Origin of the sequence: Bradyrhizobium sp. 31Argb, assembly GCF_043638955.1 — a bacterium.
Taxonomy (GTDB): domain Bacteria; phylum Pseudomonadota; class Alphaproteobacteria; order Rhizobiales; family Xanthobacteraceae; genus Bradyrhizobium.
This window is the reverse complement of sequence record NZ_JBEGDB010000225.1, coordinates 1-13,527: the sequence shown is the minus strand read 5'-3', so window position 1 is coordinate 13,527 and position 13,527 is coordinate 1. Positions and strand designations below refer to the sequence as shown.

Here is a 13,527-nt window from a genome sequence, read left to right as displayed (position 1 = left end):
TCGTGACGAAACAATCCACGAGATCTTCCTAGCCGACCAGATCAGCCCTCAGTGCGTGGTCGCCGGATGACGCTCACAATTGATCAGCAGCATCGCTGGGCAGACCAACCTGTTGGCGTTGAACGCAACGATCGAGGCGGCGCGGGCCGGTGATGCCGGCCGTGGCTTTGCCGTTGTTGCGTCCGAAGTGAAGGCTTTGGCGGAGCAAACGGCGAAAGCCACCGGCGAGATCGGCCAGCAGATCGCCGGGATCCAAGTCGCGACGAGGGAGTCGGTGGACGCGATTAAGGAAATCGGTGCAACAATCGAGCGGATGTCAGAGATTTCATCGACGATCGCCTCCGCAGTCGAAGAGCAAAGTGCGGCGACACAGGAAATCTCGCGAAACCTGCAACAGGCGGCGATGGGCACCCATCAGGTCAGTTCCAGCATCATCGACGTGCAACAAGGGGCCAGCGAAACAGGATCGGCCTCGTCGGAGGTGCTTTCGGCGGCGCGATCGCTGGCGCGCGACAGCGACCGGCTGAAGGTCGAAGTAGGCAAGTTCCTCAATACCGTGCGGTCTGCGTAAATCAGGGAGCGGATGCAGAGTGCGTTAGTTAGCCATCCTCCAAACTGCCGGCCCGTCAGGCCGGCGTAACGAGAATCGTCTCCGCGAATTCGAAGTAGCTGTGTGTACCGAAACCTTATCCGAGTTGCTGACGTGATGGAATCGCCTAAGCTGGCGGCTGAACGGCTGAACGGCTGATCGGATCGATCCGGCGTGAGTGTGTGGACCACATCATAGTCTTAGGCGAGGCGCATCTGCGCCGAATCCTGCGATCGTATGCGGACTACTACAACCGCGTCAGAACTCATCGATCCCTTAACAAGGATGCGCCGGTTTTCCGCCCGGTTCAGCAGACTGGTGTGATCAGTTCACGCGCCATCTTGGGCGGACTTCATCACCACTACGCCCGAGCGCGCCGGCATCGTCGACGATCGTCGAAGCGCCCACGAGTCGATGCTGGCAGCTTGCCGCGGGGTCCAAGGCGGCAGATGACCTGCGCGGGTTGGCCTGCGAAAATCGCGGCGTGAGTACCCGAAGGCGAAGCTTGGCCGGGGGTTGTCGGCGACCTGCTACTTGCAGCCGCGGCAGATCGTAAGCTTGCGCTTTAGTTTGTCGTCTTCCGCTTGATCGACCGATTGCAGCCCTGCGATACTATTGGGCTCTTGACTGAGTTTGGACTGTCTTGCCGCGCGCGACCTAGCCCGTCGCGTCGTCTGGCCTGATGTGTCGCCGTCGTCGACGATACCGACGCTAAAGCCATCGTAGTCGGCGGCTGGTTTAGGCGACGACGGGAGCCCGCCGATGACCGGTGTAGACGAAACGCCATCGGTCGCCGATGGCGTTCCAACATTGGTCGTCGCCGATGGTGCCGAACCCTTGTCAGTCAACGGCGGCGCAAGCGAAAGCGGCGGGGCAAGCGAGGTTTGACATCTAGCGCTGTCGTGCAACCAAAAACCGGCAGACAAGAGGCCAAGGGCAAATAGCGCAGCGCTTTTCATTCGCGTTCTGCAAACCGCTTCGATTGAAATCGTTGATCGCGGACCCTTCTGGCCACGCTTCGGTCAAATTATCCGCTAGTTACGTGGCGATCAAAGTTGGCGGAAATAGGGAGTAACGGGCGGAAACAAGCGCTCCTCGATCCGCTTATGGGGCAACCCGGACTGTTGGTGTGTGTCATAAACCCGAAGGCGGATACTCGCAACTACGGGTAGGTATAGCCTTCGGCTAATCAGCCGGCAGAAAATTCATATTTTACAACGCCGCGTCAGCTTCATCTAATCCCTTTCTAAGCCATTTGGTGGCCGCAGCGCGCGAAGTCGGTGGGGCTTGCCGGCGAGTGGAGGCGTTTGGCCGGAAACGAGCGAGAGGGACATGATGATATCTGACGAGCGGCAAATACGCATCGATCTGGCCGCCTGGTACTAGCGCGAGCAGGAGCTGCTTTGCGCGGCTTCGGACAACAAGATAGTGTGCTCGGAACATGGACTAGTACCTCGACGATGACGAGCTTTACGAAGCAAGAACCACGCCATGTCATTCTGGTCGCCGAGAGTTTCGAGACCGCTGGAGTGACGGACTTGAACAGTTCGTCGACAGCCTCGTTGTAGGAACCCATAAAGCCGCGCGTTTGAAGGAAATGGTGGCGCGATGTGGGGAAAGACGGTAGCGCTCCCCCGCTACCAAGACTACAATTTTGCACGCCAACCTACGATTTTCCGCGATTTTATATCGCTCGATGGTAGCGCCTCGGCCGGAAGCTTACGACGGAAACCAGTAGTCTAAGTCTCCGCTGGCACTGTCTGCAATTGGAGGTAGCGCCTAAACGGCCTGATGCGCGACAGCGGCGTTCTTTCGCGCAGTCCGCGCCGCGCTCCTGTGAAGGACAAGCATGCGCCGCAATCAAGATTGTGGGCGAGGACCAGCAGGTCAGGCGAGCGTGAAACGCTCCACCTCCACGAGGCAACTCATTGCGTTCGGGCCTTGTGTGAGAAGAGATGTGCCGACGTCATGGGTCAGCACATTCGCGGTTCCTGCGCGTTCCGGCGCGCCCTCGTGTTCGATGTCGGGATCGAACCAGGCGCCGGTTGCCATCACCGCCACACCCGATTTGATGCTCGCATCGACCCGCACGCCGGCAAGGCACGCTCCCCGATCATTGAACACCCGCACGAGATCACCGTCCTTGCAGCCACGCGCCGAAGCATCCATCGGGTTGAGGGCGATGCATTCGCGCCGCGCGACTTTGTTGCCTTGAGGGAGCGGCGCGAAATCAAGCTGGCTGTGCAGCCGATCAGCCGGCTGAACAGTAAGCAAGTGCAGTGGAAAACGTTGCGTCGATTCCGCGCCCAGCCATTCTCTTGGTTCGATCCAGGCCGGGTGCGGGCCGCAATCCGGGAGAGCGAAGCCGGCGATGGTCTCGCTGTAGAGTTCGATACGGCCACTCGGCGTCTTTAACGGATGAGCGGCGGGATCAGCCCGGAAATCTCCAAGCAGCACGAAATCTTGATTCGGCTCCGGCAGCTCCAGCATGCCTTCCGCCCAAAAATTCTCGAAATCAGGGAAAGCAATCCCGCCCTGCGCGTTTCCCGCAGCGCAGCGGGCATAGATATCGCGCAGCCAGTTCATCTCATCGCGGCCCTCGGTGAAGGCCGCTTCGTAGCCGAGACGAGCGGCGAGATCTGCGAATATATCGAAATCCGATCGAGCTTCGTGCAATGGAGCGATGGCTTGGTGCATTGCCACCACGAAGCGGTCGCGGGAGGATCCCCCGATATCGTTGCGCTCCAGCGTCGTGGTCACGGGGAGCACGATGTCGGCAAGCCGCGCTGTCGGCGTCCACCAGATCTCGTTGACAACGATCGTTTGCGGACGCCGCCAACCCATGAGCAGACGATTGAGCTGTTGATGGTGATGAAAGGGATTGCCTCCCGCCCAATGAATGAACTTGATGTCGGGATAGGTCTCGCGTCGTCCATCGAAGGCATAAGGAGTGCCTGGCTGGAGGAGCATGTCGGCGATGCGGGCCACGGGAATGGCGCGGCCGAGGGGATTGCGTCCCACCGCCATTTCCGGACCCGGCGTGGCAGGACGCGGATTGCCCACGCCGTTCATGGAGCCATGACCGAATCCGAAGCCACCGCCCGGCAGGCCGACTTGTCCGAGCAGCGCCGACAAGGCGATCGCCATCCAGTAAGGCTGCTCACCGTGCTCGGCTCGCTGGACTGCAAATGAGCAGGTGATGTAGGAGCGTCGGCCGACGAGTTGCGCGGCGAGCCTTGCAATTGCCGCCGCGGGCAGCCCGCAGATTTGCTCGGCCCATTCCGGCGTCTTGGGGACGCCGTCACCGACGCCGCGCACATAGTCGCAAAGCGTTTCGTGCCCAACCGTGTAAGTGGAGAGGAAATTGCGATCCTCACCGCCGATGCGCAGGATTTCGTAGGCGAGCGCGAGCATCAATGCCACGTCGGTATTGGGCCGGATCGGAAGCCATTCGGCGCGCAAAAAGTCGGGGCAATCGCCGCGCGTGGGAGACACGTTGACGACAGGGATGCCTTTCTCGGCAAGGCGTCGCAGCCAGAGCTCCTGCGTGTGCTGCACGGCTCCGCCGGAGGAGACCTGTCCGTTCTTCAGCGCCAGTCCGCCGAAGGCGAGAAAGATCTCGGTATGTTCGAGGATGCTCGGCCACGCGGTGATGCGTCCCGTGAGAGGGCTGTACGTGCCGATCACATAAGGCAGCAGAAATTGCGCGGTGCCCCAGCTGTAGTTGCCCTGCTGATCCACCGCACCGCCGCCGGAAAAGTAGAAGCGGCGAATGAGCGAGCGTGCGTGGTGGAATCGCCCAGCGGAAGACCAGCCATAGGAGCCTGCGAACAGCGCCTCGCGTCCGTGCTTCGCCTCTACCCGGCGAATCTCCTCGGTGACGAGTTCAAGAGCCTCGTCCCAGTCCACCTCGACCATCTTCTCGCGGCCGCGGCCATCGCCACCGGCGCGGTGGCGATGCTTGAGCCAACTCTCGCGGATCGCAGGCCGTCGGATGCGCCTGTCCGAATAAACCGAGGGAACGATGTTGCCGAGGATCGGCGATGGATTGGGATCGCTTGCGAAGGGCTCGCAACCAACCAGCCGTCCATCTTCGACGACGGCGGTGAACGCACCCCAGTGGGCAAGATGGGGGAAGCGACGCAGGGCCATGGCGATTTCCTTCAGCCGTCTCTTCGTCGGTCCATCGCGGGCTCAAGTCCGTACGTCGGCCCATGCTTCGGCGACGAAAGCAACGCGATCGCCGAAATGCACCACCGGATCGCGGCGGATCCCGATGATCAGCGCGTCGAATGGAAGCGTCACGCGCTCGCGTATCACGCCGTGCAGGTCCATGACCTCGCCCAGAGCCTGCCCGGCCGGAACGATCTGGGTGGGGACGGCATGCACGCGAAAGATTCCTCCCTCAGAGCACGTCACGTGGCGGCGCTTGGTCACCTGGCGAAGACTGTGCGGGCCAACAGCCGTCTCGGGCAGAAGACCGAGGCCGCGTGCCAACCCGTCGAAGCCGGCGATGCCTTGCGCGACATGCTCCCGCACAAGGCGTCCGCCGCCGCCAAGCTCGATCATGAAGGAGATCTGTCCGCGGTCGAGGCACTGATAGTCGAGGGCGCCGGCGAGGTTGCCCGGAAGCTCTCCGGTGCCGCCTGCGATGCTCATGCGGCACGCGACGGCGGGTGCGAACGGAGCGACAAGGCGCAACAGCTCGGCCTCGGTGACGCGCCCGTTGGGATGTACCTTGTAGACAGCGTAGGGGTCCGCATCGAAAGCCGTGCCCATAGTGTGCAGGTTCACCAGCGCGTCGGCAGCGGCAGAGGCCTCGAAGAAGATCTTCGCCATACGCTCGGAACTCAGTCCTGCGGCCGCACCAGGAAAGGACTGGTCAAGATCAATATCGTCCTGCGGCGCTTTCTTGCGACGTCCGTCGAAGGCTAGCGGGTTTGCGGTCGAGCTCACCACCACGCTGCCCGAGAGTGCGGAGAGGTCGAGTCCGCGAGCAAAGTCGAGGGCGGCAACGATGCCGTTGATCTCATCGCCGTGGACCTGTCCGTTGAGCCACAGGCACTTTCCCGGCTTGGCGCCCTTGGCAATAAGGTAGGGAATCTCGATGGCCACGCCCGATGCCAGCCGGCCGACGAAGATACCTCCCGTGGTGAGGCTCGCAGGCTTCGCGACAGCGAGGATCTCGGCGAAAGAAGTCTCAGTCATCTGGATGTCCTTGTGCGGTCTCTCGATACAAAGAGTCGGATCTGGCGCGGACGACTCATGTTGCTGCGGTTTCCGCCGCACGCATGGCAGCAAGCGCCTTGGTGAGGTCGGCGATGAGGTCGTCGGAATCCTCAAGGCCAATGTGCAGGCGCACGAGAGTGCCCGAGAGCGGGAAGGGCCGGGCGGTGCGCGTGAAGCGCGCCGGCAAGGCGAGACTCTCATATCCGCCCCAGCTCGAGCCGATGCCGAACAGCTCCAGTGTATCAATGAAGGCCGTGAGCGCGGCTTGAGAGCGGGCCGCGAGCTCGACGCCAAAAAGTGCGGACGAGCCGGTAAAGTCGCGCGACCAGAGCGCATGCCCGGGATCGTGGGGCAGGCCGGGATGCAGCACGCGCCGCACGTCCGGCTGAGCCTGAAGCCAGCGCGCCACCGTGAGCGCGCTTTGCATTTGGTGGCGCATTCTTACGCCGAGCGTGCGCATGCCGCGCAGCACCAGATAGCAGTCGTCCGGGCTCGTGGAAAAGCCGAGGTCCGCCACCACGTTGCGCACCGGCCGCCACCACCGTTCGGTTGTGGCGATCGTGCCCATCATCACATCCGAGTGGCCGCAAATATATTTGGTCGCCGCCTGGATTGATATGTCGACGCCGTGGGCGAGGGCATCAAAGAACAGCGGGCTTGCCCAGGTATTGTCCAACAGAACCGGGATCGAGCGCGCATGGGCGGCCTTCGCGATGGCCGGCACGTCCTGCACCTCGAAGGTGAGCGAGCCGGGGCTCTCGCAGAATATTGCCCGCGTATTGTCACCGATGAGGTCGGCGATACCGGAGCCTAGCAGGGGATCGTAGTAGGTCGTCTCGACTCCATTGCGGGCTAGCAATCCGTCGCAGAACGCGCGCGTGGGTCCGTAGACGGTATCTACCATGAGCAGGTGATCACCCGCCTTGACTACCGCGGTGAGGGCGGCTGTGATGGCGGCAAGACCTGACGGTAGCACGATGGCGCGATGGCAGCCTTCAAGCTTGGCGAGCGCGTGCTCGAGTGCGAAAAGTGTGTCGGTGCCGTGAATGCCGTAACGCAAGGCGCCGAACCGGTCGGCGCGGGTGGCGTCGAAGGCAGCAAGATCCTTGAAGAGAATTGTGGAGGCCCGCGAGATTGGCGGGTTGACGGGGCCGGTGGCCGCACGGCCGCCGCGAACGAGAAGCGTGTCTTTCTTCATGGCACGAACCTCAGGGGCGAAGCGGAGCGGTGCGGCGGGTGCGACCGGAGGAATATTGGATATCTTGCAGGATTGCTAATCGATTGGCAGAAATCTTGCTTGACACCGCGGGAGCGCTCCATGGGTCGTTCGTACTGCCTTCTTACTGAAGAACAGAGGGTTTCGTTACATGATTACGCCCCAAGCCGTGGCCTCACAATTTAAATGTCGCGACGAGACTCATAAGCTACCCTAATTTGTTGACCCGGTTCTCTCTGGATCGTCCATGCGCAATCTCGACCTCGATCTGCTGCGTACATTCGTCGCTATCGCGGATGCCGAAAGCTTTGCCGCGGCGGCGCAACGGGTGCATCGAACGCAATCCGCGGTCAGCCAGCAGATGCAGCGTCTGGAGAGCCATGTCGGCAAATTGCTGATGGTAAAGCAGGGGCGCACGAAGCGGCTCACGGATGACGGCATGAAGCTGCTCGATTATGCCCGGCGCATCATTTCGCTCAATGACGAGGCCAACGCGGCGCTCGCCACCAGGCCGGGGCAAACCGAAGTGGTGCGGCTTGGCGCCAGCAATGATATGGCAGAAAACATTCTGCCGATCATGCTCGGGCGGATCGCCAAGAGCCACCCCAATGTCCTGCTTGAAGTCCGTACCGGTCGCAGCCCTTTTCTGATGGAGGAGCTCAAGAAGGGCGAGCTCGATCTCGCGATCACGACGAGGCTTGATCCAAACCTGCCGCGCATCGCGCTGCGCAGCTCCCCTACGGGGTGGTTGTGTGCAGCTGACTACCAGTTCGAGCGCAAGAAGCAATTGCCGCTTATTCTGTCCAATGAACCAAGCCTATTTCGCGCGCTTGCCATCGACGCGCTGGACCGTGCCCATCTCTCCTGGCGCATCGCTTATCTCAGTCTCAATCTCCTCGCCATTCGCGCGGCGGTGAGGGCCGGCCTGGGAATCACGGCCCGCAACATCGAAATGTTGACGCCGGATCTGCGCGTGCTGGGAGAGGCCGACGACCTGCCGCGGTTGCCGGACGTTACCTTCTATCTCTATATGCGCGATGAAAGCGTTGACGAGGCTGCGCAGCAGGTGTTCGAGACATTCCGGGGCATGGCCTTCTGAGCGACGTATCCTCACGCAGCCTGCCGGAACAGCCGTCCCGGCGCGGAAGGTGCAGCGATTTTCATCTGCGACAAGGCAGCCCACAGGCTCGCCTGGTTGGAGGAGACCACCGGCACGCCCAAAGCCGCTTCAAGCTCGTCGATCTCGTTCATCGTGAGCAGGTTGGTGCAGCTGATGAAAAGGGAGTCGCAGCTGCCAATCTCACCATGATGCGCGCGTGCGAGTTCGGCCACCTGCTCGGAGGTCAGGGCCCGGATTTCGGAGGATTGGGCACAGCGGAAGGCGTCCATGCCTGCGACGGTGACGCCAAAATGCGCAAGAAAGGACGCCTCCACCGCATTCACCGCGTCGGCGTAGGGAGTGATCATGAAGACTCGCTTCGCCCGCAACGCGTGCAGTGCCGCGATTACCGCCTGAGAGGTTGTGACGGCAGGAATACCCGTCAGCGCCTCGATGCGGCGGGACAGTGCTTCTGCCTCGTCCGGTCCGTTGAGAAACGAGCCAGAGGTGCAGGCGTAGACGATGACCTCCGGCTGGGCAAACGCGAGGTCGCGCGCCGCCCGCTCGACGGAGGCGTTCATGGCGAGAAGCTCGTCCTTCGCGACCGCCGTGGAAGTGCGCGAGAGACGATTGTGGTTCATGACCACCCCATCGGGCAGGTAACGTGGCCACTCCCGTTCCACCGCCACATTGGCGGGTGGGGCGAGGACGCCGATGCGGCGGATATCATGGTTCACGGAAAAACCTCATGTGCGATGGGGCCGGCAGCAATAGCTCCCGGGCGATCTTTCTCACGCGAAATGACAGGCGACGCTCTGCCCGCTCGGCATCCGACGCAATGCCGGCTCTTCATCCGAGCAGCGCTCCTGCGCGAAACGGCAGCGTAGGCGGAAGCGGCAACCGGAGGGCACCTGCGAGGCGCTTGGCAAATCACCCTTGAGTACTACCGCCGTTCGCTTCTTCTGCGCATCGTAAGACGGCACCGCGTCGATCAGCGCGCGGGTATAGGGATGGCGCGGGTTTGACCACAGCGTCTCATAGCTCCCGCTCTCCACGATGCGACCGAGATACATCACCAGCACTCTGTCGGTGAAATAGCGCACCACCGACATGTCGTGGGAGATGAACAGGTAGGACAGACCGAGGTCGCGCTTGAGGTCGACCAACAGGTTCAGGATCTGCGCCTGGATCGAGACGTCGAGGGCCGAGACTGGCTCGTCGCAGACAATGAGTTCCGGCTCGAGGATCAGGGCGCGCGCGATGCCGATGCGCTGGCGCTGGCCGCCGGAGAATTCGTGCGGATAGCGGGACAGCGCGGTGCGGGGCAGGCCGACCCGGTCGATCGTCTCGTTGATCCGCCTGGTGCGTTCGGTCACGTCTCCGAGTCGGTGCACCTTCAGCGCGGTATCCAGCAGGGTCCGCACCGTCTGGCGAGGGTTGAGGGAGCCGAATGGATCCTGGAAGATCATCTGCATCCGTCGGCGATAGGGAATGAGCGCCTTGCCGGATAGTGGCGCGATGTCGGCACCCGAAAAGCGGATCTGTCCGGCCGAGCTCGGAACAAGGCGAAGGATCGTCTTGCCGAGCGTCGACTTGCCACAGCCGGATTCTCCGACCAGGCCGACCGTCTCGCCCTTTCCTACGGTGAAACTGACGTCATCCACCGCTCTGAGGATGCGCCCGTGCGAATGGTAGCTGGTCTGAAGGTTCTCAACGTCCAACAACTGCACGGAAGGGCTCCTCGGAAGGTTCGACGGCAACACGGCAGGCCACGAGCCGGTCACGGAACGGTACAAGTGCAGGAGGTGCATGATAGCAAGCCTCAGTCGCCTGCGAGCAGCGCGGCGCGAAGGCGCAACCTTGCTCGCCTGCAGCAGAGGCGACGCTTCCAGGAATCTCGCTCAATCTCGCGTTGCTGTAGTGGGTTCCGTCATCGAGCCTCAACGTTGCCCGCATGAGGCCCTGAGAATAGGGATGGACTGGCCGTTCGAACAGGTCGTGCGCCGCGGCCTGCTCCACAATGCGGCCGGCATACATCACAGCTACTCGATCGGCCCATTGCGCCACCACGCCGAGATCGTGGGTAATCAGGAGCAGCGCCATCTGAAGCTGCCTGCGCAAGCTGTCGAGTAGTTCGAGAACTTCCGACTGCAGGGTGACGTCAAGGGCGGTCGTGGGCTCGTCGGCGATGACGAGCTGCGGATTGCACGACACTGCCATCGCAATCATCACCCTTTGGCGCATGCCGCCCGACATGTTGTGGGGATAGTCGTCATAGCGCCTGGCGGCGTCGGGAATCCGTACGAGGTCCAGCAGCTCCGCTGTGCGGGTCCGCGCCTGTGTCCAGGTGAGCTTCTCGTGCCGTACAAGCCCTTCGGCAATCTGGTCGCCGATGGTCCGCACCGGATTGAGCGAGGTCATGGGCTCCTGAAGAATGAGGCCGATGCGTTTGCCTCGGATGTTCCGGAGCGCGCGGGCATCGGTCCTGAACAGGTCGATGCCGTTGAAGTTGACCTCTCCGGCGACGGCGGTGCCGCGAGGCAGCAGGCGCATCAGCGCGAAGGAGGTGGCCGACTTGCCGCAGCCGGATTCACCCACGAGGGCGAGGGTCTCACCGTGGTCGATGTGAAAGGAGATATCGCGTACCGCAAGGTGGCCAGGGAACGTCACCGAGAGGTTGCGCACGTCCAGAAGCGGCCCTTGCGATCGGAGGATCGATCCGGGAGTCCTGGTGGACGGCGGCATGGCGGAATTCGGCGCGGTCATCGTTCTCGCATCCTCGGATTGAAGATCTCGTTGAGGCCGTCGCCGATGAGGTTGAGGGCGAGCACCGTGAGCGCCGTGGCGGTGCCTGGAAGGGCGGTGAGAAACCACGCCGTCCGCAACATCTCTCGCCCGTCTCCGATCATGGAGCCCCACGAGACAACATTCGGGTCACCCATGTTGAGGAACGAAAGCCCGGTCTCGGTGAGGATTGCGCCGGCGACCATCACGGAAGCGGTGACCACGACCGGCGGCAAGGCGTTAGGCAGGATCTCGACGAAGATGATGCGCGTGTCGGAGTAACCGAGGCTGCGTGCCGCCATGACGAAATCCTGCTCGCGCAGGGAACGGAACTGCGCGCGTACCAGGCGCGCGATGGTCGGCCAGGACGCGATTCCAATGGCCAGTGCGATGACCTTGAGCGAGGGTTCTCCGATGGCGACGATGACGACGACCAGGAGAAAGGCTGGTACCGTCTGGAACAACTCGGTGACGCGCACCAGTACGTTGTCCGCTAAGCCGCCGAAATAGCCGCCCACGGCGCCCACCAGCGTGCCGATGAGCAGGCCGATCGAGGCCGCCGAGAAGCCGATGATCAGTGAGACCCGCGCGCCATGTACGAGGCCGGCGGCTATATCTCGACCGAGAGAATCCGTGCCGAGCGGGAACTCCGTCTTCTGGAACGGCCACAAAAGGGGAGGACCCACCAGGTCCTGCGGATCGCCCGGATAAAGCAGGTCGGCCACGCAAGCTAGCGTCATCACGACGCCAAGAATGAGAAGACCGGCGACAAAGGTCGGCTGCCTGAGGAAGGCGGAAAGTCGACCGTTCTTCGCTGCCGGAACGGCAAGAAGGGTGACGGGGAGGCTCGTCGTATTGGTCGACATCAAACGGACTCGATGCGCGGGTCAAGCCATGCGTGCAGCAGGTCGATAAGCACGTTGGCAACGATGACTACGAAGGACGACAGAAGGAGAACGCCGAGCAGGACGTTGAAGTCGCGCGCCATCACAGCGTCGAGCGCGAGCCGTCCCATGCCCGGCCAGCCGAACACCGTCTCCACGACGATGGCTCCGCCCAGCAGATTGCCGAGGTGGAGGCCGGCAACCGTGGTGACCGGGATCAGCGCGTTGCGCAGCACGTGACGCATCTGAATGGCGAAGGGGCCGAGGCCCTTGGCCTCAGCGGCGCGTACGAAGTCCTGCCGCTCCACTTCAAGCATGGCGGAGCGGGTCAGCCGCGCGTACACCGCGGTGAAGAAGCAGGCGAGGGAGATGCTGGGAAGCACCAGATGGGTGAGAAGGTCGCCCATTCGGGCAAGACCGGTCAGGTCGGCGCCGACGGTCATCGCGCCTCCGCTCGGCAGCCAGCCGAGTTTCACCGAGAACAGCACGATGATCATCAGGCCCACCCAGAAGCCTGGTGCCGAATAGAGTATCAGCACGAACAGCGACAAAGCCCGATCCGGCCAGCGCCGCGCGAAGGCGGCCATGAACGCGCCAAAGGCGATGCCGACTACAAGCGAGAGTACGAAGGCGCTCAGCATCAGCAGCAGCGTGAAGGGCAGGCGCGACATGATCAGATCGCCCACGGGGGTGTTGTAGCGCGGAGAGAAGCCGAGACTGAGATGGGCGAGGTGATCGAGATAGTTGGCAAGCTGTATCAGCACCGGCTGATCGAGTCCGAACTGCTTTCGGAGGGCTGCCATCGTCTCGGCCGTGGCGGAGCCGGATTCACCGGCGATCACGTCGGCCGCGTCGCCGGGTACAAGTTGCAGCAGAAGGAAGTTCAAGACCACGATGCCGAGCACTACCGGCAACGCCTGGATGGCGGTACGACTCAGGCTCTTGCCTGCACGGGAAAGAAGGCGCATCGAGCGGGCCTCACAGGTTCAATGGACGGTTCCGGCGAGCCGACGCCGGGGGGCGTGACTCATTTGACATAAAGGTGCGCAAGGTTGCCTTCGGCGCCGTCAGCGGTCGTCGCGAGATCGTGGATCTTCGCGTTGTGCAGGGTGAGGAACGTGGGCGAGACCAGGTTGAGGTCGGGAATGTCTTCCGCCACGATGTCCTGGAACTTCTTGAACAGTCCGACACGGGTCTTGGGGTCGTTCTCTACCGCGGCCTGCTCCAGCAGCCGGTCCACTTCCGGATTCGAATAGTGGGTTGCATTGGAGAAGGGCACGCCCTTGACGAAACTCTTCGACCAATAGAGTCGCTGCACACCAACAGTGGGATCGAAGAGATTGCTCGCGCCGTTCACTGCGAAGTCGAAATCGCGATCCGTGTAAATGCGCTTTACGAAGGCGGAGATGTCCTGTGCGCGCAGGTCGACTGCAATGCCGATCCTGGCGAGTGAGGCGCGGATATATTCGGCGAGGCGCCGCCCCTCGGTGGTGATAGGATTGAAGTCGAGCGTGAGACGGAACCGCGTCTTGCCATCGGTCGGCTTCAGTCCCGCCTCGTCGAGCAGCTTCGCGGCGGCTTTCAGGTCGTAGGCGTAAGGGCTCGGCGTCGGGTCGTGAAATTCCTTCAGTCCCGGGGCGATGGGCGAGTAGTGGTCTATCACAGTGATTTTGACTCTTTGGGGGTGGCTGGATAGGCGCGGCCGAGTTTGGCGCGAGCTTTGTCG

12 protein-coding genes and 1 pseudogene are annotated in these 13,527 nt (G+C 62.3%); 3 read left to right on the top strand and 10 right to left on the bottom strand.

Going from position 1 to position 13,527, the window contains the following annotated elements:
* Nucleotides 1-76 precede the first annotated feature (76 nt).
* Nucleotides 77-571 (top strand): annotated as a pseudogene (locus tag AAFX91_RS31070) (methyl-accepting chemotaxis protein); the annotation flags it as partial.
* 173 nt (nt 572-744) lie between these two features.
* Nucleotides 745-1,077, top strand: a complete 333-nt coding sequence (locus tag AAFX91_RS31065; RefSeq protein ID WP_394569151.1) for a hypothetical protein — start codon at nt 745-747, stop codon at nt 1,075-1,077.
* A gap of 42 nt (nt 1,078-1,119) precedes the next feature.
* On the opposite strand, the gene AAFX91_RS31060 is transcribed toward AAFX91_RS31065, so the two are convergent.
* The 4 genes from AAFX91_RS31060 to metC all read right to left on the bottom strand — a co-directional run bounded on the left by AAFX91_RS31060 (nt 1,120) and on the right by metC (nt 7,016).
* Nucleotides 1,120-1,548 carry a hypothetical protein gene (locus AAFX91_RS31060; protein ID WP_394569149.1) on the bottom strand — a complete coding sequence of 143 codons (429 nt, stop codon included), beginning with the start codon at nt 1,546-1,548 and terminating at the stop codon, nt 1,120-1,122.
* Between the two features lie 928 nt (nt 1,549-2,476).
* Nucleotides 2,477-4,741, bottom strand: a complete 2,265-nt coding sequence (locus tag AAFX91_RS31055) for a molybdopterin guanine dinucleotide-containing S/N-oxide reductase (protein ID WP_394569148.1) — start codon at nt 4,739-4,741, stop codon at nt 2,477-2,479.
* 42 nt (nt 4,742-4,783) lie between these two features.
* On the bottom strand, nt 4,784-5,797 hold the full coding sequence (locus AAFX91_RS31050; protein ID WP_130578130.1) for a M14 family metallopeptidase: 1,014 nt from the start codon (nt 5,795-5,797) through the stop codon (nt 4,784-4,786).
* A gap of 55 nt (nt 5,798-5,852) precedes the next feature.
* Complete coding sequence (gene metC / locus AAFX91_RS31045; RefSeq protein ID WP_130578131.1) at nt 5,853-7,016, bottom strand: cystathionine beta-lyase; 1,164 nt, start codon at nt 7,014-7,016, stop codon at nt 5,853-5,855.
* Nucleotides 7,017-7,281: 265 nt separating this feature from the next.
* Between metC and AAFX91_RS31040 the strand changes: the two genes are divergently transcribed.
* Nucleotides 7,282-8,133, top strand: coding sequence for a LysR substrate-binding domain-containing protein (locus AAFX91_RS31040; RefSeq protein ID WP_394569147.1), 852 nt, complete (start codon nt 7,282-7,284; stop codon nt 8,131-8,133).
* Nucleotides 8,134-8,144: 11 nt separating this feature from the next.
* Here AAFX91_RS31040 and AAFX91_RS31035 read toward each other — a convergent pair whose 3' ends face one another.
* The 6 genes from AAFX91_RS31035 to AAFX91_RS31010 form a co-directional block, all read right to left on the bottom strand.
* Nucleotides 8,145-8,870, bottom strand: a complete 726-nt coding sequence (locus AAFX91_RS31035; RefSeq protein WP_394569146.1) for an aspartate/glutamate racemase family protein — start codon at nt 8,868-8,870, stop codon at nt 8,145-8,147.
* A gap of 54 nt (nt 8,871-8,924) precedes the next feature.
* Nucleotides 8,925-9,863, bottom strand: a complete 939-nt coding sequence (locus tag AAFX91_RS31030; protein WP_130578134.1) for an ABC transporter ATP-binding protein — start codon at nt 9,861-9,863, stop codon at nt 8,925-8,927.
* Nucleotides 9,844-10,878, bottom strand: a complete 1,035-nt coding sequence (locus tag AAFX91_RS31025; protein ID WP_394569150.1) for an ABC transporter ATP-binding protein — start codon at nt 10,876-10,878, stop codon at nt 9,844-9,846. The genes AAFX91_RS31030 and AAFX91_RS31025 overlap by 20 nt, the downstream gene beginning before the upstream one ends.
* Before the next feature lie 17 nt (nt 10,879-10,895).
* The gene (locus AAFX91_RS31020) at nt 10,896-11,642 is read right to left on the bottom strand and encodes an ABC transporter permease (protein ID WP_394569145.1); all 747 of its coding nucleotides are present in this window, start codon (nt 11,640-11,642) and stop codon (nt 10,896-10,898) included.
* 140 nt (nt 11,643-11,782) lie between these two features.
* Nucleotides 11,783-12,769 carry an ABC transporter permease gene (locus tag AAFX91_RS31015; RefSeq protein ID WP_130578135.1) on the bottom strand — a complete coding sequence of 329 codons (987 nt, stop codon included), beginning with the start codon at nt 12,767-12,769 and terminating at the stop codon, nt 11,783-11,785.
* Nucleotides 12,770-12,828: 59 nt separating this feature from the next.
* Complete coding sequence (locus tag AAFX91_RS31010; protein WP_394569144.1) at nt 12,829-13,464, bottom strand: ABC transporter substrate-binding protein; 636 nt, start codon at nt 13,462-13,464, stop codon at nt 12,829-12,831.
* Between the last annotated feature and the right edge of the window lie 63 nt (nt 13,465-13,527).